Origin of the sequence: Moraxella sp. CTOTU46934 (genome assembly GCF_031979465.1) — a bacterium.
Taxonomy (GTDB): domain Bacteria; phylum Pseudomonadota; class Gammaproteobacteria; order Pseudomonadales; family Moraxellaceae; genus Faucicola; species Faucicola tetraodonis.
Window position 1 is genome coordinate 62,415 of record NZ_DALZEG010000008.1, and the last position, 25,399, is coordinate 87,813.

General features: G+C 45.9%; 20 protein-coding genes. 16 read left to right on the forward strand and 4 right to left on the reverse strand.

Annotated elements, in window-relative coordinates; all coding sequences use genetic code 11:
• The first annotated feature begins 4 nt into the window (after positions 1-4).
• From RTN07_RS07695 to RTN07_RS07705, 3 genes are all read left to right on the forward strand, one after another.
• Positions 5-1,453, forward strand: coding sequence for an ABC transporter permease (locus RTN07_RS07695; RefSeq protein ID WP_312177139.1), 1,449 nt, complete (start codon positions 5-7; stop codon positions 1,451-1,453).
• Positions 1,453-2,640 carry an ABC transporter permease gene (locus RTN07_RS07700; protein ID WP_312177141.1) on the forward strand — a complete coding sequence of 396 codons (1,188 nt, stop codon included), beginning with the start codon at positions 1,453-1,455 and terminating at the stop codon, positions 2,638-2,640. The genes RTN07_RS07695 and RTN07_RS07700 overlap by 1 nt, the downstream gene beginning before the upstream one ends.
• A gap of 180 nt (positions 2,641-2,820) precedes the next feature.
• Positions 2,821-4,266: an L-serine ammonia-lyase gene (locus RTN07_RS07705; RefSeq protein WP_312177142.1), complete on the forward strand. Its 1,446-nt coding sequence runs from the start codon at positions 2,821-2,823 to the stop codon at positions 4,264-4,266.
• A gap of 50 nt (positions 4,267-4,316) precedes the next feature.
• Here the strand turns inward: RTN07_RS07705 and RTN07_RS07710 are convergent, their stop codons facing one another.
• From RTN07_RS07710 to RTN07_RS07720, 3 genes are all read right to left on the reverse strand, one after another.
• Positions 4,317-5,876: a pyridoxal phosphate-dependent decarboxylase family protein gene (locus RTN07_RS07710; RefSeq protein ID WP_312177144.1), complete on the reverse strand. Its 1,560-nt coding sequence runs from the start codon at positions 5,874-5,876 to the stop codon at positions 4,317-4,319.
• A gap of 77 nt (positions 5,877-5,953) precedes the next feature.
• Positions 5,954-6,523, reverse strand: a complete 570-nt coding sequence (locus tag RTN07_RS07715; RefSeq protein ID WP_312177146.1) for a nucleotidyltransferase family protein — start codon at positions 6,521-6,523, stop codon at positions 5,954-5,956.
• A gap of 92 nt (positions 6,524-6,615) precedes the next feature.
• On the reverse strand, positions 6,616-7,980 hold the full coding sequence (locus RTN07_RS07720; protein WP_312177149.1) for a diaminobutyrate--2-oxoglutarate transaminase: 1,365 nt from the start codon (positions 7,978-7,980) through the stop codon (positions 6,616-6,618).
• An 841-nt stretch (positions 7,981-8,821) separates the two neighbouring features.
• On the opposite strand from RTN07_RS07720, the gene RTN07_RS07725 reads away from it, so the two are divergent.
• The 12 genes from RTN07_RS07725 to pgsA all read left to right on the forward strand — a co-directional run bounded on the left by RTN07_RS07725 (position 8,822) and on the right by pgsA (position 20,413).
• The gene (locus RTN07_RS07725; protein WP_312177151.1) at positions 8,822-9,427 is read left to right on the forward strand and encodes a 2Fe-2S iron-sulfur cluster-binding protein; all 606 of its coding nucleotides are present in this window, start codon (positions 8,822-8,824) and stop codon (positions 9,425-9,427) included.
• Entirely contained in the window at positions 9,424-10,467 is a 1,044-nt protein-coding gene (locus tag RTN07_RS07730; protein ID WP_312177152.1) for an FAD binding domain-containing protein, read from the forward strand. The genes RTN07_RS07725 and RTN07_RS07730 overlap by 4 nt, the downstream gene beginning before the upstream one ends.
• Positions 10,464-12,887: a xanthine dehydrogenase family protein molybdopterin-binding subunit gene (locus RTN07_RS07735; protein WP_312177154.1), complete on the forward strand. Its 2,424-nt coding sequence runs from the start codon at positions 10,464-10,466 to the stop codon at positions 12,885-12,887. The genes RTN07_RS07730 and RTN07_RS07735 overlap by 4 nt, the downstream gene beginning before the upstream one ends.
• A gap of 21 nt (positions 12,888-12,908) precedes the next feature.
• On the forward strand, positions 12,909-14,003 hold the full coding sequence (locus RTN07_RS07740; RefSeq protein WP_312177156.1) for an XdhC family protein: 1,095 nt from the start codon (positions 12,909-12,911) through the stop codon (positions 14,001-14,003).
• Positions 13,987-14,676: a nucleotidyltransferase family protein gene (locus RTN07_RS07745; RefSeq protein WP_007117368.1), complete on the forward strand. Its 690-nt coding sequence runs from the start codon at positions 13,987-13,989 to the stop codon at positions 14,674-14,676. The genes RTN07_RS07740 and RTN07_RS07745 overlap by 17 nt, the downstream gene beginning before the upstream one ends.
• A gap of 7 nt (positions 14,677-14,683) precedes the next feature.
• Positions 14,684-15,970: a molybdopterin molybdotransferase MoeA gene (locus tag RTN07_RS07750; RefSeq protein ID WP_312177224.1), complete on the forward strand. Its 1,287-nt coding sequence runs from the start codon at positions 14,684-14,686 to the stop codon at positions 15,968-15,970.
• A 2-nt stretch (positions 15,971-15,972) separates the two neighbouring features.
• Complete coding sequence (moaA, locus tag RTN07_RS07755) at positions 15,973-16,977, forward strand: GTP 3',8-cyclase MoaA (RefSeq protein ID WP_312177160.1); 1,005 nt, start codon at positions 15,973-15,975, stop codon at positions 16,975-16,977.
• A gap of 118 nt (positions 16,978-17,095) precedes the next feature.
• Entirely contained in the window at positions 17,096-17,593 is a 498-nt protein-coding gene (gene moaC / locus RTN07_RS07760) for a cyclic pyranopterin monophosphate synthase MoaC (RefSeq protein ID WP_040404340.1), read from the forward strand.
• Positions 17,580-17,843: a molybdopterin converting factor subunit 1 gene (gene moaD / locus RTN07_RS07765; protein ID WP_007117364.1), complete on the forward strand. Its 264-nt coding sequence runs from the start codon at positions 17,580-17,582 to the stop codon at positions 17,841-17,843. The genes moaC and moaD overlap by 14 nt, the downstream gene beginning before the upstream one ends.
• Before the next feature lie 39 nt (positions 17,844-17,882).
• Positions 17,883-18,374: a molybdenum cofactor biosynthesis protein MoaE gene (locus RTN07_RS07770; protein ID WP_312177165.1), complete on the forward strand. Its 492-nt coding sequence runs from the start codon at positions 17,883-17,885 to the stop codon at positions 18,372-18,374.
• A 24-nt stretch (positions 18,375-18,398) separates the two neighbouring features.
• Complete coding sequence (locus RTN07_RS07775) at positions 18,399-19,136, forward strand: sulfite exporter TauE/SafE family protein (protein WP_076775362.1); 738 nt, start codon at positions 18,399-18,401, stop codon at positions 19,134-19,136.
• Positions 19,137-19,738: 602 nt separating this feature from the next.
• A complete protein-coding gene (gene pgsA / locus RTN07_RS07780) occupies positions 19,739-20,413 on the forward strand; it encodes a CDP-diacylglycerol--glycerol-3-phosphate 3-phosphatidyltransferase (protein WP_312177169.1) in 675 nt (224 codons plus the stop codon).
• Between the two features lie 141 nt (positions 20,414-20,554).
• Here the strand turns inward: pgsA and RTN07_RS07785 are convergent, their stop codons facing one another.
• The gene (locus RTN07_RS07785) at positions 20,555-21,061 is read right to left on the reverse strand and encodes a pyridoxamine 5'-phosphate oxidase family protein (RefSeq protein WP_050325211.1); all 507 of its coding nucleotides are present in this window, start codon (positions 21,059-21,061) and stop codon (positions 20,555-20,557) included.
• A gap of 349 nt (positions 21,062-21,410) precedes the next feature.
• On the opposite strand from RTN07_RS07785, the gene purL reads away from it, so the two are divergent.
• The gene (gene purL / locus RTN07_RS07790) at positions 21,411-25,394 is read left to right on the forward strand and encodes a phosphoribosylformylglycinamidine synthase (protein WP_312177170.1); all 3,984 of its coding nucleotides are present in this window, start codon (positions 21,411-21,413) and stop codon (positions 25,392-25,394) included.
• Positions 25,395-25,399 lie beyond the last annotated feature (5 nt).

Consider the following 25,399-nt stretch of genomic DNA (forward strand, 5'->3'; position numbering starts at 1 on the left):
AACTATGGCATCAAAATCGACATCAAAACAGACATCAAAACTGACATCAAACAAGGGCTCTAAACCGTCACCGACATCGTCCGCTGTGCCAAATGCCAGTGACAGTAACCGTGCTAGTGCCAGCACTGGTGCTAGTGACCATGAGCGTCATGCGCAGTTTGATAACCGCTCAGGTTTTGTGCAATTCTTTGCGGCGTTTTGGTACAGTGCGCGCCGTGAATGGGATTTTTTGGTGCAAAATCGCTGGGATTTTTCCTTGATGTTTTGGATGCCCATCGTATTGATATTTTTGGTCTGGTGGATTTTTAGCAAAGGCATGGCAGTCGGGATTCCGATTGCGGTCATAGACAATGACCACTCCGCGCAATCTGCGACGATTATCCGTTATATTGATGCGACGCCTGAGGTTGCTGTGGTCAAAAGTCTTCACAGTGCCGCTGCCGCCCAGCAAGCTATCGAGACTACCGATGTCATGGCGGTGGTTGAAATCCCAGAGAATTTTTCAACCAATCTACTGGCTGGCAAAACCTCGCGCTTACTACTCAATGTCAATGCCCAGTATGGCACGCATTCAGGCATGATACAAAAAGCGGTACAGACAGCAGTCACTACCTTTTCGGCAGGGGCAGAGATGCAGCGGCGAGTTGCCATTGGCGAAGATGTCACCCTGACCAAAACCAGTTATGCACCGATACAATCGCAAAGTGTGGCACTGTTTAATACTGCCAATAATTATCAGCAATTTTTGGCGGTCACGGTGGTACCAGCCTTACTACATATTTTGTCGATGGTGATTGGCGCGTCAACTGTTGGGCGAGAGCTGGTCGACAAGACGCTAGGTGAATGGTACCAGTCGCTAACATCCCCCAAATTTGCCAGTAGCCATGCCAGTAACCACGCCTTTAACCGCCCCTTTAATCCTAACCATCCTGTGACACTGGGGCACGAAAAACCCAAACTATCGCTGATTATCGCAGGGCTCAATGGCAAACTAATTTGGGCGATGTTTGCCTATACGCTTTGGGCAGCGGTGGCGTTGACGTTGGTGATGCAAATTTTCCCCATACGTTTGGCGTCTGTGGCGATTACTTATCTGATATTTTTAATGTTTATGATGGTGTCGTTTTGGCTTGGGGTGATTGTCACAGTAGGCACGTTTTCGTATCGTCAAGGCTTGTCATTTACCGGATTTATCTCCGCGCCGTCATTTGCTTTTTCAGGGGTGACGTTTCCATTTTTGGCGATGAGTCCTGCCGCGCAGCATTGGGCAAATGCGCTGCCATTAACCCATTATCTCAACTTGCAAACCGCCCAATTACAAATGGGCGCACCGCCATCGTTTGCCTATAGCAGCTTTATCGGATTTTTTATTGCCGTCATGATTACCTTGTTGGTAGCCGCCTTGTTGACCAAAAAGGCCTTGTTGAAGCCTGAAAAATGGGGGCAACGCTGATGCCCACCCAGACAACGCCCAGCAAAGTCAACGTAAGCAAATCTGCAAACATTTGGGAGCGCGGTTTTTTGCTGCAAGTTTTGCATGTATGGCGCAGCGTATTTCAAGACAAAGGGGTGCTCAGTATGCTACTGATAGCCCCGATTATTTATGGCTTTTTTTATCCGTGGCCGTATTCAAAAGAAGTGGTGCGTCATGTCCCTGTGGCAGTGGTGGATTATGACCATTCAAGTCTATCGCAGACCATTATCAGCTACGCCCAAGCCAATCCACGCATCCAAAGCACCATTGTAAATGATGAAAACAGTGCCAAGCAGCTGATGTGGCAAGGCAAGATTGCAGGCTACATGGTGATACCCTCAGGGCTGTATCAAAAAGTGACCACAGGACAACCTGCCAAGGTGAGTATCCTTGCCAACGGTAACTATTTTTTGCTCAATAAACAAGTACAAACGGGGTTTTTAGAAGTCATCGGCACCGTGTCCGCCGGGGCGAAAGTCCAAAAAAATGTCGCCATCGGGCAAGATATCACCGTTGCCAAAAACAATATTTCCCCGGTTGCGCTGGCGATTAATCCGTTATACAACCGTACCGAAGGCTATGGCAGCTACATTGTCCCTGCGGTTGCGATATTGATTCTGCAGCAGATGTTTTTGATGGGCACAGCAATGCTAGTGGGTACTTGGGCAGAGCAAGACATGCACCGCGCTTCGATGAAAACGTGGCTTGCGCGAATATTGGGCTTAGCGTGTTTTGGTTTTGTGCTCGGCTGTTTTTATTATGGCTGGGTATTTTCCAACAATGATTATATCCGTAACCAAAATCTGACGGGTTCACTGGTACTGCTTGCCCTGTTTTTCCCCGCGGTAACGGCGCTGGGCTGTCTACTTGGGGTGTGGTTTGGGGCGCGAGAACGGGCGATGCAAATCTTGGTCGCAAGTTCAATGCCGATGCTGTTTGTCTCAGGGATTTCATGGCCGTATCAAATGCTACCTGAGCCCCTGCAGTATTTGCGCTGGGTGTTACCTAGCACCTCGGGGATGAATGCGTCGGTGATGCTGAACCAAATGGGCGTGCCACTGGCGTATGTCAACGTGTATCTTCTGGCGCTCATAATGATTTTCTTGGTTTGTTTATTGCTGCTACTTTTATTAGCGAGTAAAGAAAGTGAATCGTTAGCAGATTAATCCTTGCCAACGGTTATTTGCCAAATTTGCGATGCGTGTAGCAAGTATCTATCATCCATCATCTATCATTTGATAAACTTTTCGATAGCACATTGACACAGATGGGCAATCCGTGATTATCTAGCACAATGAATACAACATAATTGAATTTTTCAACTGATTGGCATATAGGATTTATCAGTGATCAGTATTTTTGATTTATTTAAAATTGGGATTGGACCTTCAAGTTCGCATACCGTCGGACCGATGAAAGCGGCGAATCTGTTCGTTAGCGCATTATCACAGCAGCAGCTACTGACGCAGGTGGATAGGGTGCAAGTCGAGCTGTTTGGTTCGCTTGGTGCGACCGGTAAAGGGCACGGTAGTGATATAGCGGTGATGCTAGGTTTGATGGGGGAGCAACCACAGACGACGGATGTCACCGCTATTTCACAAAAAATTGCCGATATCCAAGCGCAAAACACGCTGTCTCTAAATCAGCAGCATGAGATTAACTTTGTTGCTGACAAAGATTTAATCCTAAATGGTAGGGTATCGCTGCCCCATCATCCCAATGCTTTGACTATCACTGCTTTTACAGGCAATGAAATTGTTTACCAAAATACGTATTATTCAATCGGCGGCGGGTTCGTGCAGACTGAGCAAGAAGCCCAAGCAAAAGAACCGGTGATTGAAAGCGTCAAAAAACCGGTACCTTATCCCTTTAACAACGCCAAAGAATTATTACAAATTTGCCAACACAATCAACTGTCAATCGCCCAAGTCGTTCGAGCCAATGAACTGGCTAACTTGAGTGAAGATGAGCTGCTGGGTGGGCTTAACGACATTTGGCAAGTCATGCAAGACTGTGTCAATGATGGTTGTCGCCACGATGGTATTTTGCCAGGGGGCTTACAAGTACAGCGCCGCGCCAAGGCGATTTATCAGCAGTTATCCGCTGCCGATAGCCGAAAAGCGTTTAATGATGCCCTTGCCGTAATGGATTGGGTAAATCTTTATGCGTTGGCAGTTAATGAAGAAAACGCCAGTGGCGGACGTGTGGTGACTGCTCCCACCAATGGTGCGGCAGGCGTGATACCTGCGGTTATGCATTATTATCGAGATTTTTGTCCAAGTTATACGCTGCAAGGGTTACATGATTTTCTGCTAACTGCTGCGGCGATTGGCATCATTATCAAAGAAAATGCCAGCATCTCAGGCGCAGAAGTGGGCTGTCAAGGGGAAGTCGGGTCGGCGTGTGCGATGGCGGCGGCAGGGTTAACCTATGTGCTTGGTGGTAGTCCTGCACAATGTGCCAATGCTGCCGAAATTGGCATCGAACATCACCTTGGCATGACGTGTGACCCGATTGCAGGGTTGGTGCAAGTACCTTGTATTGAACGCAATGCCATGGCGGCAGTAAAAGCGATTAATGCCTCAAGGCTTGCGCTTAAAGGCAATGGGCAGCATGTGGTATCGCTTGATAAAGCCATCAAAACCATGAAAGAGACAGGCAGAGATATGATGTCAAAATATAAAGAAACCGCAATGGGCGGGCTTGCTATCAATGTCCTAGATGAGGATTTTGCCGCCCAGTCAAATCTGATTCCGACGCTGGATGTGACGGTCAATTACAGTCAGTGTTAGTGCTACAATAAAAAAACCGATTCGCCAAGGAATCGGTTTTTTTGTGCTTATCAATCAATCGCAGGCTGATAATCCCCTGTGATAATACGGTCTTTGATGTCATCGGCTTGCGCCAACACTTGAGCCAATAAGGCTTTGACATTGTCAAGCGTCGCGATGGGGCTTAACGTGGTCATTTTAAGCGATTGCACATCTTGGTGAGCATCCCCTTGCTTTTGGTAACTGACGCGCGTCACGCCGATATTGGCTTCACCTTTGGCAAATAGCTCATCGGCGACATTTTGGTTTAAGCTATCAATCAACTCAGCCGGGTAGTCTTTGGGTACCACGCGAAATAGCACGGAGGCAAACTGTGGCTCTACCAACAATTCAAGTCCATCAGTCGCCTTGATGTAATCAGCGACGTCGCGGGTCAAATCAACGCCATGGTCAATCATCGAGCCGTATAATTCTTCGCCCAAGGCTTCCACCGTGAGCCATAATTTTAGCGCATCAAAACGGCGCGTGGTTTGTAGCGACTTAGAGACTAGGTTGGGTACGCCATGTTCCTCGTCATATGCAGAGTTTAAATACTCAGCTTCATAATGCATGAAGCGATAGTTGGCTTCATCTTTGAGCAGAAATGCCCCGCAAGAGATACTTTGGAAGTAATGTTTGTGGAAGTCAAGGGTGATAGAGTCGGCTTGCTCAATGCCTGTAAGTTTATCGCGGTAGTTATTCGATAAAATCAGCGCACCGCCCCAAGCGGCATCAATATGAAGCCATGCACCGTACTCATGAGTAAGCTTACGAATCGCAGGGATTGGGTCAATCGCGCCCGCGTCGGTAGTGCCTGCGGTAGCGACCACACAGGCGATGATTTTGCCTTCGGCTTTCAATTGCGCCATGGTGTGTTCAAGTGCGGCAACATCCATCTGCGCTTGGTCATTGACTGGCACAGTGACCACCGATTGAAACCCCATGCCCATCATTGCCATGTTTTTTTGCACGCTAAAATGCGCGTTTTCTGAGCAGAGGACTTTCACTTTTTGCATGGCATCGGCTGGGATACCATCACGCTGTACGGACCATTCTGACCCATCGTCATTTTTATAGTTTTTAGCGATACACCAATCACGGGCGAGTAACACGCCCATCAAGTTGGATTGGGTACCACCTGAGGTGAATACGCCCGCTTGGCCGCTACCAAAACCGACTTTTTGACGTAGCCAATCAATCAGTTGCACTTCCATCAGTGACCCTGCTGGGCTTTGATCCCAAGAGTCCATCGATTGGTTGGTGGCATTTATCAGCACTTCGGCGATTTGACTGGTCACCATCGTTGGGCAGTGCAAGTGAGCGAGCGAATGTGGGTGATGCACTTTTAGGCTTTTATTAAGGAATAATTCGACTGAGCGTTTTAATGCTTCTTCTAAGCCTAAGCCTTCTTTAGAAGGTTGAAAAGCAATCTCAGCGCGCAGCTGCTTGATACTACCGCCGGTGTACATTTTGTCGTTTTTGAGCCAATCGGTGACGGCTTGCACCGCAGTGTTCATATTTTTTTGGTAATCGGCAATGGATTGGCTGTCATTACAAAATAACGCTTGGCGGTGCTGTGATAAGTTTGACATGGTAAGTCCTTGCATTTTTTAAGATAGAGTTAACTATAAATTGTCATTAAACAGAGTGATACGAGCAAATGGTTAATTTATTTTACAAAATTACGCTTATACAGTTGATGATTTACAATATTGGCTTTGGCATCGTTTTTATCCCAAATTTGCAGTTCCCACGGATAATAAAAATTGCTTGCATTTTTAAAATACACATGCACACCGATATACCCGTCGATATCACGTAAATACCAATTTTTTAGGCTGTAATCTGTTTTCCAATCATCCAGTTTTTCCATAATGTCTGTCACATCAGCCGATGGCAAAATTATCCGAGCACCAAAAATATCATTTAAAATATTATTGACCGGGTACTGGTTTTGTCGTGCCAAATAGCGATTGACTTTGTCATAGATACTTTCAGCCGTTTTAACGCGGTAAAAAAAATCGATATTTTGGGTATCGGCAAATGCCAAATAATCATTAATCGCTTCATGCAAATTAAGCCGATATGACAAGATAGGCTCAATAGGGACGGTTTTGAGCGTATGTGATAGATTGATTTTTGGTACCTTGCCTGTTTCGAAATAATCTTGTGAATACTCACCATGAATCCGATTGATTTCTCGAATCAGGCGTTCGGTCTTGGCGACATTGGTTTCCATATTTTACTCAAAATGAAATAAATGAAATAAACAGATAATAAAAACGGCAAAGCCACGTCAGTAACTTTACCGTCTTGATAGGCAATAATCAATTACCCACGTACTTTTTGCACGGCTTCAGCCACTGCCTTTTTAAAGCGTTCAAGCACCGCATCACATTCTTCTTGCGTGATGTTAATCGGGCAAAGCAAGCGAATCACTGTACCGCCACGACCGCCTTTTTCCAGCAGTAACTTGTTGTCAAAACACGCTCTTTGAATCGCGTTTGCCATGTCAATATCAGCAGGATACGAGCCGATACGGTCAGCAGGTTTACGCTCATCGACAATCTCAATACCGGTCATCAAGCCGCGACCGCGCACGTTACCGATACAAGGAAATTCTTGGGCGATTTTTCTGAGTTCATCACGCAAGAATTCACCACGGATGCGCGCATTTTCTGCCAAGTTTTTGCTGCGGATTTCATCCAATACTTGAATCGATGCTGCCATCGCTAGCTGATTGCCACGGAAAGTACCGGTATGACCGGCTGGCGCCCATGCGTCGAATTTTTTGTTGATGGCAAGTACGCATAGTGGCAAGCCACCCCCGACCGCTTTACTCATCACCACCACGTCAGGCACGATGTCGGCATGTTCAAAGGCAAACATTTTGCCTGAGCGCGCAAACCCAGCTTGCACTTCATCCAAAATCAATACGATATCATGCTTAGCGGTCACTTCACGGATTTTTTGTAGCCATTTTTTGGGCGCAGGGACAACACCGCCTTCCCCTTGAATCGCTTCTAGGATGACCGCTGCAGGTTTGACCACGCCGCTTTCAACATCCTCAATAAAGTTTTCAAAGTAGTAAGTCAGCGCATCAACACCCGCTTCACCCCCTAGACCAAGTGGGCAGCGGTATTCATGCGGATAGGGCATAAACTGTACCCCTGGCATCAAATTGCCAACTTTCTCTTTAGCAGACAGATTGCCAGTCATGGCAAGCGCGCCATGGGTCATACCGTGATAACCACCGCTAAATGCGATAACGTTGTCACGCCCTGTATAAGTTTTTGCTAATTTAATTGCCGCTTCTGTACCGTCAGCACCGGTCGGACCACAAAATTGCAATACAAAATCTTTTGGGAAAAAAGACAGTAAGGATTCGGTAAATGCATCTTTGACAGGTGTAGTGATATCTAGGGTGTGCAGTGGCAGACCACTTTCTAACACATCGTATAAGGCTTGTTTGACGGCTGGATGATTGTGACCCAAGGCTAATGTACCAGCACCGGCTAGGCAATCAAGGTAATCATTGCCTTCAACATCGGTGACCCAAATACCTTGGGCTTTAGCTATAGCTAGCGGTAGTTTGCGGGGATAACTACGAACATTAGATTCCATCGTGCTTTGACGAGTTAAGTAATATTCGTTAGTGGCATGAGAAATAGGGTGTACAGGGGTGTGAACGCTCATATCGGATTACCATCTCAGATAAGGGTTTAAGAAAATTTGCTTGTGGCTATCTTTCTCGAACTTGTGAATAAAATATCAGTCAGGATGACTAACACCAAAACAAAAACGTTATACCGCAAAACCCCAAAATGCCATGACACTGCACCCAAGACCTAACAATATAACGTTCAAAATTTATGGGGGCATAATACCCTTTTTTTTTGAAAAATACAGTCTTTTTTGCAAAAAATCGCATGAATCCTCCAAAGTGATAACACAGCGGCGTATTTTGCGATGACAGAGGCAAAAAATCATGGCAAGCGGTGAGCAATGAGCGGCACAAAACTAGGAAGTAGTGGGGAAGGTCTGACAATCGTTGACAGTCTATGCGGTATATAAAACTCTGCAGTCACAATTTTAGTCACGATAATGATAAAAAAATTACCTAGTTAATACCATGTTAATAAATTGTTTGGTACAAAATAGGCGAGTGTCAACAAGGCTAACAACATCCAAGCTTATACCATCAAAATTTTATAAAAGCTAAATTGCTTATTGAGACTTTTACACGGATAAACATACAAAAGCTGATTAAAAAAATAAAATAAAATAAAATCAATTACCTAGCAAAATAGACTGGCAAAAAAACTAGTAAAAAAATTAGCAAAAGAAACTACCAAAAAAAAATTGCCAAAAAAACGGGATGGCTACATACGCAAAAATAACAAACCCTTCTAATGTTAGTATCGTCCTTGCGTAGGCAAGGCGTAGCGAATTTTTAGAAATGAGTTTGATAACATGCGTTAATCTTAGATAAGACACTTAAAAATAAATCCATAACAACTAGACGAGAAGCAACTTTATGCCACAATCCTTAACACTTACTATCAATCAGCAACAACACACGTTGACGAATCTAGATGTACGCACCACGGTGCTGGATGTCTGTCGCAACCATCTTGGCTTGACTGGCAGCAAAAAAGGCTGTGACCACGGTCAGTGTGGCGCGTGTACCATGCTGATTAACGGTCAGCGGGTCAACAGCTGTCTGACCCTAGCGGTCATGCACGAAGGCGATAGCATCGAAACCATTGAAGGCATTGGCTCACCTGAAGCGCTTGACCCGATTCAACAAGCGTTTTTGGAACATGACGCCTTTCAATGTGGGTATTGTACCCCTGGGCAAATTTGCTCGACCAAAGCGATGATTGAAGAGCTCCGCCAAAACTGGGCAAGTCATGTGTCGGCGGATTTGATGCAGCCTTTATCAAACGATACAGCGCAATTTAAACAACAATTGGATAAGGAAATCTCTGAGCGTATGAGTGGCAATATTTGTCGCTGCTCGGCATATCCCAACATCGTGCGAGCGATTAAACAAGTATTACAAGAAACAGGTTTTTCGGCAGAAACAGATAACGTAGCCACTCAGACAGCAGCTGCTCAGGCTACAGGAGTGTCGCTATGAAAACTTTTGATTATCAGCGCGCCAACTCAGTGGATGACGCCATCAAAATAGCCACTTTAGCTGAGGGGGATTTGGCTGAGGCGCAGCGTCCGTTTTTTATCGCTGGGGGTACCAATTTACTTGACTTGATGAAACTCGAAATCGAACAGCCAACACAGCTGATTGATATTTCACGTTTGCCGCTTAATACAATTGAAGCCACGCCAGAAGGTGGGTTAAAAATCGGCGCTATGGTTAGTAATAGTGAATTAGCGGCTCACCCTGTTATTCGTCAAGATTATGCGGTGCTTGCCCGTGCCTTGTTGTCGGGTGCATCGCCGCAACTGCGTAACAAAGCCAGTACCGGTGGCAATCTACTACAGCGCACCCGTTGTTATTATTTTTATCAGCCTGATAGTCCGTGTAATAAGCGTGAGCCCAATTCTGGCTGCGGGGCAAAAGCAGGTCTTCATCAAAACTTAGCAATTTTAGGCACGAGCGAGCAGTGTATTGCCACCCATCCATCAGATATGGCGGTGGCAATGCGATTACTCGATGCCGTCATTGTTATCCAGCAAGCCGACGGGCAAACCCGCCAAGTGCCTATTTCTGAATTTTATCGCTTACCTGAGCAAACCCCCCATATTGAAACTTGTTTGAATTTAGGTGATTTAATTACCCATATCATTCTACCGCCACCTTTAAAAGGTGTGCATAGTTATGACAAAGTGCGTGACCGTGCCTCATATGCCTTTGCTTTAGTGTCCGTCGCTGCCGTGATTGAGCATGATAATGACACACTCACCAATGTGCGACTTGCATTTGGCGGTATTGGCAGTCAGCCGTGGCGAACTACCGACATTGAAAAAATATTGATCGGCAGCACGGGCGATGCCGTGAGTATTGAGCTTGCCGTGGCGACCCTATTCAAAGACGCAAAAACCGATGAACAAACCGAATACAAGACCGTGCTAGTACAGCGTCTTTTACACCATGTTGTGCAGCGGGCGTTACAACAACCCAATCAATCAAGTCCTTTAAGTAGTGGAGTGAGTGCATGAGCCTAACACAAATTTTTGGCGAATCGCCCCTTGAAAAAAAAATGACCATGGACAAGCCTGTCGAGTCACGGCTAGATACGACCGATAGTAAACTCGTTGGCAAACCACTGAGCCGTATCGAAGGACACCTAAAAGTCGCAGGCAAAGCCACATATACTGCTGAGCACCAATTTGACGACTTGTGTCATGGGGTGATGGTCGGCGCAACCATTGGTAAAGGCAAGGTAAAAAAAGTACATAAAGATACCGCCTTACAAGTTGCAGGTGTGATTGGGGTGTTTCATGACCCCCTGTTTTTACGCAACCCGCAACAAGGGGGTGTCAAAATGGCACCTGTGCAAGGGGCAAGTGAGGTTTTTTATCATGGACAGCCCATTGCCTTGGTGGTCGCAGAAACCCTAGAAGCGGCTCAAGAAGGCGCGAAGGCGTTACAGATTGACTATGAAAATGATGAAAAACATGGGCATTTTGACTTTAACAAGCAAAAAAAGCACACCCAATTTATCGATTGGGTAACCGATAAAAGTGACGACATTGGCAAACCTGAAAAAGCGCTTGAGCAAGCAGAAGTCAAAGTCGATGTGACTTATACCACACCAAGCCAAAGTAATATGCCGATGGAACCACACAGTTCGTTGGCGCGTTGGTTTGAGGGTAAGCTAACCCTTCATACCTCTAACCAAATGCTTGCCTCTTCCAAAATACAACTTGCCAAAGCCTTAGATATGCCCGAAGACGATGTCCGTTTGCTATCGCCATATGTTGGTGGCGGGTTTGGCTCAAAACTGGGTATTTCACCCGAGTCGGTGATGGCAGCCATTGCGGCTAAAGACTTAAAACGCCCCGTACTTGTGAACATGACCCGACCGCAAGTCATGGAAACTACCGTGAGACGCACCAACACCGAACAACGAGTAGCATTGGGGGCGGATAAAGATGGTAAAATCCATACCATTATTCATAATAGCATTGTCACCAATTTACCTTCAGAAACGTTTTTTGAGCCAGTGGCGGTTTCTACCCACTTTTTGTATGGCGGTGACAATCGCCAAATCAAATACGAAATGGCGCGCATGAATTTTACCTTAACAGGTTCTATGCGTGCCCCTGGCGAAGCGGTGGGTCAGTTGGCACTCGAATGTGCCATGGACGAACTGGCGCATGCACTGAAGCTGTGCCCAATCGAACTGCGAAAACGCAATGAACCGAGCGAAGACCCAAGCAAAAAAATTCCCTACAGCACCCGAAAATTGCTAGCGTGTATGGAGCAAGGAGCAAAAGACTTTGGATGGGATAAACGCCCACAAACGCCCGCGAGTCGCCTCGATGGCGATTGGCTGATTGGCTATGGGATGGCGTGTGCCGCCCGTAGCAACGAATTAAAACCCTCGCAAGCCCGTGTGAGCCTGTTGCCCTCTGACAAACCGCTTGGGGTCTTGGCTCGTATCGAAACTGACATGACTGATATCGGTACAGGTAGCTATACTATTTTTGCGCAAGTGGTTGCCGATATGCTGGGCTTACCGATTGACCATGTCGAGGTCAAACTTGGCGATACCGATTTGCCCCCTGCTTCAGGCTCAGGCGGTAGCTGGGGAGCATCAAGCGCTGGTAGTTCTATTTATCTGGCGTGTGAAGCGCTACGAGAAAAGATTGCCCAGAGTGTGGGACTGCATGCCGATAGCATTGGCTTTAAACAAGGCAATGTATATAGACAATTTGAGCATGACCCTAGCCTAGCTGAAAAAATTGGCGAAAAAATTAACCATACGTTAACCGATACGTTGGATAAACTAGCGGAAAAAACAGGGCTTAATTCTGAGGTCTCTGTGGACCACCAAGATAATGTACTCGATTGGGAACAAGTCGATACCCAGTTACCGCTGAGCAGTTTTTTGCAGCAATATGCCCCTCATGGCTTGGTAGCTAATGGTGAAATCGAACCTGGTAAAACCAAAAAAGAATACCGTCATGCAGGCTATGGCGCACAGTTCGCTGAAGTCGGGGTACACCGGGTAACCGGTGAAATTCGGGTTCGCCGTATGCTAGGCACATTTGCCGCAGGGCGTATCTTAAACGAAAAAACAGCGCGCTCGCAGTGTTTTGGTGGTATGGTGTTTGGTATAGGGGCTGCCTTGATGGAGCAAATTCACCATGACAAACGTGACGGTCGTCTATGTAATCACGATTTAGCCGAGTATCAGGTGTGTGTGAATGCTGATGTGCCTGACTTAGAGGTAATAATGTTACCCGAAACTGACCCCTATGCCAATCCGCTCCATAGCAAGGGTATAGGCGAATTGGCATTATCAGGGGCAGGGGCAGCCATTGCCAATGCGATCTTTAATGCCACAGGCGTTAGAGTACGAGACTATCCCATTACCTTGGATAAACTGCTGTACCAGTTGCCATTACTGTAATCGGGTACACTGTCATTTGCTATGAACCACTTGTTTGATATTTTTGCTACCCTTGAGCAGTTACCGCCCAACAGTGAAGCGGTACTAGCCACCGTGGTGAGTGTCGAAGGGTCAGCCTATCGGCAACCTGGCGCCAGAATGTTGATTTTAGCCGATGGTCAATCCATAGGCATGGTGAGTGGCGGTTGTCTTGAAAAGCACTTGGTTCAGCGAGCCTTTTGGCTAACGCGAGATGGGGCAACGCTCAAAACCTATCATACCGCAACCGATAGCCAGCTATCACAAGATGAGGTAGCTGATGCCAATGATGAGCAAGAAGGCTTTGGGCTCGGCTGTCAAGGCGTCATTCAAGTATTATTTGAACGTCTGGTTTTGAATGAACAATCTGTATTATTCGCCTGTTTTCAGCAATTAAAACAGACAAAACAGCCACAAACACTGGGTACAGTTATCACCTCAAACTCAGATGAGTTTATAGTTGGGCAACATCTGCCCTTGACGCAGTTGTCGCAATTGGGTCAACAAGATTGGCAATTGATTAATCAAAGCGCTGCCAGCCGTAAGAGTCGCTTTATGCTGCATGTTTATCAAAAACAAGCACAACAACTGAGCATCTTTGTAGAAACGCTACAACCACCGCTACAATTATTAATTTTTGGCGCGGGGCAAGATTGTTTACCTTTGATGACCATGGCAAATTTGCAAGGCTGGCAGGTGACGGTGATTGATAGTCGTTTGGATGTGATTACCCGTTGTCGCGGGCAGGCTCACGCCAATTTTGTACAGATTGCCCTTGAAAAAGCCGAGTCTGTACAGACTTTTTTTGAGTCACCGCAGCCGACCGCTGTGGTGATAATGACCCATAGTCTGAGTCAAGACAGAGTATGGCTCAGCCAAGCCTTTAAAGCCCAAAACTCGCCTTTTTTTATTGGGCAATTAGGGCCCACATATCGTACTGAGCAGTTGCTTAGTGAGATTGACGATGGTTATCAACTGGTGAAATCTGCTAATTTGTTCTATCCTGTGGGTTTAGCGCTCGGTGGTGATACGCCCGAAGCGGTGGCTTTATCTATCACTGCCCAAATTCAACAGGTATATCATGAGCGTCACGCCTAGTAATTTAATCGTGGTGATTTTGGCGGCAGGATTGAGCCAGCGTCTTGGTTTTGCCAAACAGCTGATTGTAAAAAATCATCAAACCTTGCTGGCTGAAAAAATTCAATTGGCACGCCAATTGCAGCCTTATCAAGTGTTGGTGGTTTTGCCAAAACTTGATAACCCAATATCTAAAGCGTTATACAATGAAGTTGCACCATTTGCCGTCACAGTCGTCGATAATCCAACGCCGCAAACAGGGATGGCGCAATCGATTCAGTATGCAATGACAATATTACAACAACAGTCAGTAAGTGCTGCAATGCGGATTTTGTTTTTGACCGTTGACCAAGTGGCGGTAACCCTCGATGATTTGAGGCTATTAAGCCAAAATGTTGAGGACAATCAGCTGATTGTGAGTGAGTATGGTGATAACAATCAACCAATTTGGGGGATTCCCGTCAATTTACCTTGGGGTTTTTTGCAAGCATTTGGGCATCAGTTGCAAGGCGATAAAGGTTTTCGGGCGTTATGGCAACATCAAACCGCTATCGTTTCGCCTACCGACCGCACGGTTTATCAGTTTTATCCGATACTGCTGCCACATTTAAGCCAAGATATTGATACCTTAGAACAATTTGAACAGCTAAAAACAGCCTATCACCTTTTAGCGCCGACCCAACATTTTAATTGAGATAATGATGATTTCTGTCAATGAACTAAAACAAGCGATTAATGAGCGCCTAGAGAACTATTTAACGTCGCGTCTGGGCGAAGTAAAGACAATAACAGTGGGTTTGTTAGACGCGCAAAACCAAATTTTAGCCCAAGATATTGCTGCATCCTTTGATATTCCCCGTCAAAATCTATCATCCATGGATGGTTTTGCGATAGCTATGGGTAGCTATCTTGACCACGATAGCCAACTTGAAATCATCGGTGAATCGGGGGCAGGTAAACCTTTTAACGGTCGTTTGCGACCCAATCAAGGCGTGCGAATTTTTACCGGCGCGGTGGTGCCAAATGACTGCGACACGGTAGTGATGCAGGAAGACACTAACCTTAGCGACATTCAGCCCAGTTTGGATAACAGCCAAGCCTATCACATTCGCTTGACCCAAACCGCTAAGGTAGGCGCAAATATTCGCCGCCAAGGCGAGGAAGTGCAAGCAGGCGAAACTGTTTTAACGATTGGTAAACGCCTAAACCCCAGTGATATCAGCTTACTTGCCAATTTGGGCGTGGATAGCGTTCCGGTATTTCAGCCACTCACGGTTGGTATTATTGCCACCGGCGATGAGCTGGCTGATGTGGGGCAACCGCTGGCAACGCTCGCCCAAATTTATAATTCCAACACGCCCACGCTAAAAGCGTTATTAAAGCAGTTGCCGATTGCGATTCAAGATTATGGCATTGTCCCTGACAACCTTGAGACCACTCGCTGTACTGTTCAGCAAGCGATAGCCGAATGTGATGTGATTATTTCTACGGCGGGTGTATCGGTGGGCGATTATGATTTTTTAACCCAAGTTATTCAGGCGCTTGGTAAAATTCACCATTACAAAGTGGCAATGAAACCAGGTAAACCCTTTATATTTGGGGAATTTGCGCAAGATAAAAAAACGGTCATGTATTTTGGGTTGCCCGGTAATCCGCTATCTACCGTGGTATGCTGCCTTAATTTTGTCCAACCTGCGCTGTGGCAACTATCGGGCGTGATACAATCAGACATCCCAAAACCGCTGCAATTGTTTGCTAAAACCACCCACGACATCAAAAAGCGAGCAGGACGCCAAGATTATCAGCGAGCGGTTTTTTGCCAACATGAAGACGGCAGTTTTAGCGTAACCCCTTTATCTGCCCAAGACTCCCACCGTGTAAAACAGCTTAGCCACGCCAATTGCTTGCTTGTATTACCCCAAGACAATGCAGGGGTAAAAGCAGGCGAAATAGTGACGGTGCAGCCGTTTAGTTGGAATTTTAGCTAACGATGACTCCGCAGCATTCTTCATTAAATTTGGTGGACAATTTTCATCGCCAGTTAAGTTATTTACGCCTGTCGATTACCGATTTCTGCAACTTTCGCTGTCATTACTGTCTGCCCGATGGCTATACTGCCAACGCGGGTAAACGCCCTGACAACGAGCTTTCTGTATCCGAAATCGATGTTTTAATACAAGCCTTTGCCAAACTAGGTACCACCAAAGTGCGGCTGACGGGGGGTGAGCCATCGATTCGACAAGATTTACCGCGCATCATCGAACTTGCCAAGCAGACCCAAGGCATCCAAACAGTGGCGGTTAGCTCCAACGGCTATCGGCTTGCCAAGCATTTATCCGCCTGGCAAACAGCAGGGCTAAATCAGCTTAACATCAGTATCGACAGCTTTGACCCCACCATTTTTAAACAAATCACCGGCTTTGATATATTGCCAACGCTGTTACAAGACATCGATACATTGCTAGCAACCACCGATATTAAGCTAAAACTCAACGGTATTTTGATGGCAGACACCGCCTTTGATAACTTGCAATCTGTGTTAAGTTTTGTCAAAAATCGTCCTGTCACTTACCGTTTTATTGAGTTTATGCAAACCTCGGATAATAAAGCTTTGTTTTTTGCCCAACATAGCAGTGGTCAGCGTATCAAAGATTTTTTATTACAAAATGGTTGGCAATCCCAACGTCGAGCGAGCGATGCAGGCCCTGCGATTGAATATCGCCATGCTGATTATGTCGGTGGCATTGGGCTGATTGAGCCTTATGCACCGCAGTTCTGCGACAGTTGTAATCGCCTGCGAGTGAGTAGCCAAGGCAAAGTACATTTGTGTTTGTTTGATAATGGCAGTTATGATGTGCGAGCGTTTTTGGCAAATGGCGATGTCGATGGATTGGTTCATGCCTTGCAAAGCTTAATGCCGATTAAGCCCGAGCATCATTTACTCAAGCAAAACGACAGTGGTATCATGGCGAATTTGTCGATGATTGGCGGTTAATCGATGACGAGTGATTTTTAAAATATAAAATAGGCAAATTTAATCATTCAAACGCAGCTTGATAAGCGTACACGTCGCTATAATGTTGTGCCACATTTGAGGGGTGAAAATCCAAAACATGACAACACAATTAACGCCCTTAGACCTGACACATTTAGACGCACACGGCGATATCGCCATGGTCGATGTGTCGGGCAAAGCGATAACCCAACGCACCGCCACCGCTGTAGGGCAAGTCATTTTCCCTAGCGACAGTTACCAAGTGATAAAATCCGCCGACGGTATCACCAAAAAAGGCTCAATCACCCAGACCGCGCATATCGCAGGGGTCATGGCAAGCAAACGCACCCACGAGCTGATTCCGCTTTGCCACCAGCTGCCACTCGACGGGGTAAAAATCGGCTTTGAGTATGATGATAACAACTGCTCAATCCACGTCACTGCCACCGTCAAAGTTACCCACAAAACAGGCGTGGAAATGGAAGCCTTAACTGCTGTGTCGGTGGCTTGCCTAACGATTTATGACATGACCAAAGCATTATCTCACGACATTACCATCAGCGATATCAAGTTACTCACCAAAACAGGAGGCAAATCCGACTATGCCAACACCTAGCGCGTCTGAGAAAAATTTAGCCATCTTATACTTTGCAAGCCTTGCTGAACAAGCAGGGAAAGACGAAGAAACAATCCGCTTTGACGGTGATAACTTGACCGAGCTTTACCAAACGTTAAGCGCACAATACGGTTTTAAACTCGCCCCAACCAAACTTGCCGTGGCAATCAATCACCACATTGCCAACTGGCAAACGCCGCTCCAAGATGGCGATATCATCGCCTTTATTCCGCCTGTGGCGGGCGGTTAAATATCGCATACGTCCTTTAAAAAATATACAGAGAAAACCATGAACGCATTGCATAAAGGCTCAGCCACCATTAGCATCAGTGAAGACCAAGCCTACCAAATCGTGATTACTAGCGGCTTTGCATTGACTGACCGAGCCATTGACGACAGACGGCTTAAACACGCTTTAATGAGCGATACTTGCGGGGCGTTAGCGACATTTGAAGGCTGGGTACGTAATCACAATAACGCTCGCCCTGTTAGCAAACTCACTTATTACGGCTACGAGCAACTGGCACTCAATCAAGGCAAAAAACTGGTTGAACAAGCCAAAGCCCAGTTTGATATCGAAAACGCCATTGCCATACACCGTGTTGGCGACCTTGCGATTGGTGAGATGGCGGTGTGGATTGGGGTGGTGGCTGCCCACCGTTATCCTGCATTTGATGCGTGTCGTTGGCTACTAGATGCGATTAAAGCGGATATCCCTGTGTGGAAACAAGAATTTTATGCCGACAGCACTGAGAGTCTGTGGCTTTCTAATAATGGTTAATACTCTAGTAATGGTTAACAAGCAATGACAACTACCCTATTAAGCGTGCTGTTTTTTATTTCTGCCTTGCTCTATTCATCAGTCGGGCATGGCGGTGCATCGGGCTATCTTGCGATGATGGGGTTAGTCGGCGTTGCGCCAAGTATGATGAAACCTACTGCGCTATGTCTTAATATTTTGGTGTCCATCATTGCATTTTGGCGATTTTATTCCGCAAAAAACTTTTCTTGGCAAATTTTTATTCCCCTTGCTATAACTGCGATACCGATGGCGTTTATCGGGGGGATGACCCATTTGCCCAGTCATTTATATAAGCCGATTGTTGGGATGGTACTGATTTTTTCGGCCATTTATTCATTTATTTTTGCCAAAAAACTCACCAGCGAGCAACCATTAAAACAGGTGTCAAAATGGTTTTTGGCAATCGTGGGGGCGGTTTTAGGGTTGCTGTCGGGATTGACGGGGGTGGGCGGTGGTGTGTTTTTAAGTCCAATTTTATTATTTAACCGTTGGGCAAGCCCTAAAGTTGTCGCAGGCGTAGCGTCGGGGTTTATTTTGGTGAATTCAATTTCAGGCTTGTTTGGTGTGTTATCGACAGGGGCGAAACTGCCAAATCAACTACCAATCTGGCTTGTAGCGGTGTGTGTAGGGGGTTTTATTGGCGCAACTTATGGTAGCAAACGCCTTGCCGACCCCATGCTCAATAAATTATTATCTCTTGTATTAGTCATTGCAGGGCTGAAAATGCTGGCAAATTTTTGACGCTTAGGTAGACCCCAACCGCTGGCTCTAGCACCAACTTAAAAAATGCGATAAATTGCAACATCCAATCATTTTAAAGCTTAAGCTATAAAAAAAACCCATTGCAGGAGGTGAGCAATGGGCTGAGGAAAAGCACAAGTAAGTGTTAAAGGTCTGAAAATTTTTGACAATGAACGCGGTTTATCAAAATTGTCCAAGTACTATATTAATAAAAAATTGATAAAAAAATACGCAAGTTGATACGCTATGATTAATAAATTGGGTGCAAAATAATCAACTTTCAAGAAACCTAACAATAGCAAAATTTGCTAATAGTGAAATAATTCTTATTATTGTTGTCGGACGTTATGATAACAATAAAGGTCTAAATTTTTGACTAGCTAATTACACCCTGTTACTTTTGAAGTGTTTTTTATACAATGACATATTTAGTAAAAAATACCATAAAATCAATACGGTAAAGTGGCTTAATTGTTGAAAAATATGACAAAAACAAGCACTATTGGCAAAAAATAATGACATTGCTTTGAGAACCGTTATAATTATTTCAACTAAAATTAGCGTTACGCCGCGCCCTACAACAAGAATGAATGAAAAATCCCATGACTGATAAGCCAGTGACTGACGAGACAGCCCATCCCCCTGTTGCCTCGGGCAGTATTTTTAACTTGCCCAACAACTTGACCATTGCGCGCATCGTGATGATTCCACTGTTTGTGGCGATTGCTTATTGGCCGCCTGCGATGGGGATTGGACAGAGCGCCATTAGTGACAATGCAATTGCCAATATAGGCATGTATCAGTTTAGTGATAGCCTACTACGCCACTTTTTATTGACGGCTGTATTTATTTTGGCGGCAATTACCGATTGGTTAGATGGCTACTTTGCCCGCAAGCTCAATATGACATCGGCATTTGGGCGGTTTCTTGACCCTGTGGCGGATAAGTTGATGGTTGCTGCCGCGCTAATTATTTTGGTGCAGTGGCATCCTGACATTGTCATGGCGATTTCAGCAATTGTTATCATCTCACGGGAGATTGCCGTCTCTGCCTTGCGTGAGTGGATGGCAGAACTGGGCAATCGTACCAGCGTTGCAGTGTCATATGTGGGCAAGATGAAAACCACTTTTCAAATGGTGGCGATTACGGTGTTACTATTCAATTGGGAATCGCTTGAGATGACGGGGTATTTACTATTGGTCATTTCAGTGGTGTTGACGTTATGGTCAATGTTTATTTATCTAAAAGCAGCATGGCCCTATCTAAAACAGCCTTAATTGATAACTTTAAAAAAAGCTAATGACTTTAAAAAGCTGATGATGTTAAAAAAATGGATTATTCTAAAAAATTGTTAGTTCAAAATTTACCATAAAAAACCCCAGTTAAAAACTGGGGTTGTATTTTTTTAAAGCCAATAATTAAAAAGTCACAGAATGGTTTTCACCCAGATTTTCTGCGGTTTTACCTTCTTGGACAGCCGCTGATACCATCTTAAACATATCCACCACCGTGTTACCGCTTAGCCAATACTGCGCACCGTTACATTCAATGCAAATCACTTGCACGTTAGGATCTTCTTTACCTTTTTCATAGAACGCCGCATAAATTGGGCTCCAAAGCTCATCTAGTTTGGCTTTGTCATTAACCAGTTTAGCCGTACCATTGATAGATACAAAGTCTTTTTGGTCGCTTGAGGTATAAGATAAGTTGACTTGTGGGTTTTTTTCCAAGTCTTTGACAGTTTCTGATTTGCGATCGCCGATGAACCAAATTTTACCATTTTCTAATTCATTTTTATTGGTGGTCATTGGGCACGCATGTAAATGTTTTTCGTCGGCAGTAATGGTGGTCATCATTGCATATTTGACGCCTTCAATCACTTTATTAATATTTTCAATATGTTGCTCTTTGGTGAGATCTGCCATGAGAATGTCCTTGTTATTATATGGTTATTATACGTCTCGAATTTAATGCTAAAAAATTTATTACTAACTTGCAAAAAAGTTACGTTAAAACTGGGTTAAAGTCGTTAACTTGGACGATAATATCGGCTTTTATTGTTCAAGTCTGTCGAAAAGCTGCAAATAAATGGTATAAAACCGTTAACCATGTTATCGCAAGGTAACGCAATTGAAAGGCACTTTAGAAAAAACACATCGTGAAATGACAGTCTATCACCATCAAGACAAGTGATACGCCCGTGGGTTTAATGCTATAATAGCCGCAAATTTTCTGTTATTTTCCCAACTTTTCCCGAAGCAAGCGGAACTTTCTATGACTATCATCGCTGGACACCCATTTTTAACCGATTTTCAAACCACCAAACTGCTAAATTCCCTTAGCCAAAAAACCAATCTCAAAATCACTCACTTAAAAAGCCAGCAAGTTTATATTTTTTCTAAGGATTTGGCAGAACACGACTATAAAAAAGCGATAGATTTGCTCAATCACGGTGACGAAATCGCGCTTAATCAAGCAAGCCAAGATGACAATAAAGAGGCGCTGCAAATCATCGTCAGCCCACGTTTTGGTACGATTAGCCCTTGGGCAAGTAAAGCGACGGATATTTTTAACAATTGTGAGATAGCTATTGAGCGTGTTGAGCGCTTGGTGGTGTATACGCTCATCGGCGAAAATTTGCCTGAAAAGCTACCGCATGATATCGAGATGATGTTGTACGACCGCATGACCCAAAGCCTATTTTATGACTTGGCAAAGGCTCAGCACTTATTCGATGACCACGAGCCAGCACCGCTCAACCATGTCGATGTGATGGGCAAAGGGCGTGAAGCGTTAGAGTCGGCGAACCGTGAGTTTGGGTTTGCGTTATCGAGCCAAGATATTGACTACTTGATGAATGCCTACGTCAATGAACTCAAACGCAATCCCACCGATGTTGAGCTCATGATGTTTGCCCAAGCCAACTCGGAGCATTGCCGCCACAAGATTTTTAATGCGCAATGGACGATTGATGGCGAAGTACAGCCAAAATCCCTGTTTGGCATGATTAAAAATACCTTCGAGCAAAATCCCAACGACATTTTATCCGCCTATAAAGACAATGCCGCGGTGGTAAAAGGGCATGAAGGACAGCGTTTTTATCCGCTACTAAACAGCGACAACAATCATTTAGCATACGATTTTCACCAAGAGCCGATTGATATCTTGATGAAAGTCGAAACCCACAATCACCCAACGGCGATTGCACCGTATGCAGGCGCGGCAACAGGTTCTGGCGGGGAAATCCGTGACGAGGGCGCGACAGGTCGTGGTGGTAAACCCAAAGCAGGCTTGGCAGGATTTCATGTGTCGCATTTGCAGCTGCCTGATATGCCAGAAAAATGGGAGCACAGCGGGAAAATCTCCACGGCTGACTACGGCAAGCCAGCGCGTATGGCGTCCGCATTAGAAATCATGACCCAAGCGCCGCTTGGTAGTGCGGCGTTTTCCAATGAATTTGGTCGTCCAAATCTGGTCGGTTATTTTCGCTCATTTCAATTGGATACCTCAAAAGACCAAGATGGCAGCCAAATGCGGGGCTATCACAAACCCATTATGATTGCCGGTGGTTACGGTAATATCAAACGCAATTTGGTCGAAAAAAATTCGATTCAGCAAGGCGATTTGCTGATTGTGCTAGGGGGCCCTGCCATGCAAATCGGCTTAGGCGGTGGCGCGGCAAGTTCGGTGGATAGTGGTGAGCTTGATGAAGGCTTGGACTTTGCATCAGTGCAACGTGACAATGCCGAGATGGAACGCCGCTGTCAAGAAGTCATTGACCGCTGTTGGGCGATGGCAGGAAACCAGCCAGATGAAGATAACAATCCGATTGTGTCGATTCATGACGTGGGGGCAGGTGGTTTGTCAAACGCCATGCCCGAGCTTGTGAATGACCACGAACTTGGGGCGGTGTTAAACTTGCGTAAAGTGCCGTCGCTTGAGCATGGTATGTCGCCAATGGCGATTTGGTCAAATGAAGCTCAAGAGCGCTATGTGTTGGCAATCCGTCCACAAAGCCGTGAACTATTTGATAGTATCTGTGAGCGCGAGCGTTGCCCGTATGCGATTTTGGGTGAAGCGACGGACGTGCGTGAGTTGGTAGTCAATGACCCACTACTCAACACCAAAGGCGACCAACAACCGGTCGATATGCCCCTACAAGTGCTACTCGGTGGCACGCCAAAAATGCAGCGTAGCTTTAGCCGTAGCACGCCAGATTTGACAGCGTTAAATCTTGATAAAGTCGATTTGGCTGAAGCGGTCAAAGACGTCCTGCGTCATCCAACGGTTGCCAGTAAATCTTTCTTAATTAGCATTGGCGATCGTTCCATCACGGGTATGGTAGTACGTGACCAATATGTTGGACGTTACCAAGTGCCAGTGGCGGACTGTGCTGTTACTGCTTCTGCTCTCATCCCTGTCGATGGCAATCCGATGACAGGCGAGGCCATGAGTATGGGCGAGCGTACCCCAGTTGCCTTGATTAATCCTGCTGCATCTGCGCGCCTTGCTGTTGCCGAAGCCATTACCAATATCGCAGGGGCGAATATCGCCAAGCTATCAGACATTACCTTGTCGGCGAACTGGATGGCAGCCTGTGGTGAAGACAAAGAAGACCAAGCGTTATTTGATGCGGTGTATGCCGTGGGCGAAGCACTTTGTCCGGCACTTGGCATTGCCATTCCTGTGGGTAAAGACAGCTTGTCGATGCGGGCGAATTGGTCAGAGGAGCAAGCAAACAAGTCTGTGGTGTCACCCATGTCGCTCATTATCACTGCCTTTGCCCCTGTGCAAGATGTCACCAAGACCTTAACCCCAGAATTGCTAACCAGCTCAGCGCTTGGCGAAACCGCTTTTTATCGTTTAGACTTATCAAAAGGTCAGTTCCGCTTGGGTGGCTCAATCCTTGCCCAAACCCTAAGCCAACTCGGTGATACTTGCCCAGATTTGGATAATCCGCAAGATTTAATCAACTTTTTTGACTTTATCCAGCAAGCCAACAACCAAGGCTTAATCACCGCATATCATGACATTGGTGATGGCGGTTTGCTTGCCACCATCACTGAGATGCAATTCACCAGTCGTCAAGGCGTGAAATTGGTGTTATCTGATGACAATTTACTCGGTCAATTGTTTGCTGAGGAACTCGGTGCGGTGATTCAAGTCAAGTCCGATAAGGTTGCCCAATTGCTTGAATTAGCCGAAACCACAGGCGTCAGCGAATTGTTAAGCCTAGTCGGTCAAAGCACCGATGAAGACAGTTTACTCATCCAAACGGCTACGCAAAATTTACGTTTTGAGCGTAGCGAGCTTGAGCAAGAATGGAGCAAAGTGGGCTACCATATCGCCAAAAACCGTGACAACCCCGAATGCGTACAACAGGCCTTTGATTTGATTGGTGATAAATCCCATCAAGGCTTAATCGCCCAAGCCAATTATGATCTCAACCAAGCGATTGAAGCCCCGTATATCAATAGCCGCAGCATACAGCCCAAAGTCGCTATTTTGCGTGAGCAAGGCGTGAATGGTCAGCTAGAAATGGCGGCAGGCTTTAAACGCGCAGGGCTAGAAGCCGTCGATGTGCATATGAGTGACTTGCTTAAAGGGCGTGTCAACTTGCGTGACTTTGATGGGCTAGTGGCTTGCGGCGGCTTTAGTTATGGCGATGTGCTTGGCGCTGGCGCTGGCTGGGCAAAATCGGTACTGTTCCATGATGAACTACGCATGCAATTTGTGCGATTCTTTAACCGACCAGAAACCTTCTCGCTTGGCGTTTGTAACGGCTGTCAGATGATGAGCCAGCTTAAAGACTTGATACCAGGCGCAGAGAATTTCCCCCGTTTTATCGCCAATAAATCGGCACGGTTTGAAGCGCGCACGGTGAATGTGAAAATTGAACGTACCAAGTCGGTGCTGTTAAAAGGCATGCAAGAGAGCATTCTACCGATTGCGGTGGCACATGGCGAAGGCTTTGCAACGTTGAGCCATACCGATATCGCAGGGATGAGCGCACATGGGCAAATTGTGATGCGTTATGTGGACAGTCTCGGCACACCAACCGAGCATTATCCGCTCAATCCAAATGGCTCACCGCAAGGGGTGACAGGGATTTGTAGTACCGATGGGCGTGTGACCTTGATGATGCCACACCCAGAGCGCAATTTGATGGCATATAACCACAGCTGGAAGCCTGAAGCTTGGGAGAATGACGGGGCGTGGATGCGGATGTTTAGAAATGCTCGGGCATTCTTAAGATAAAAGTT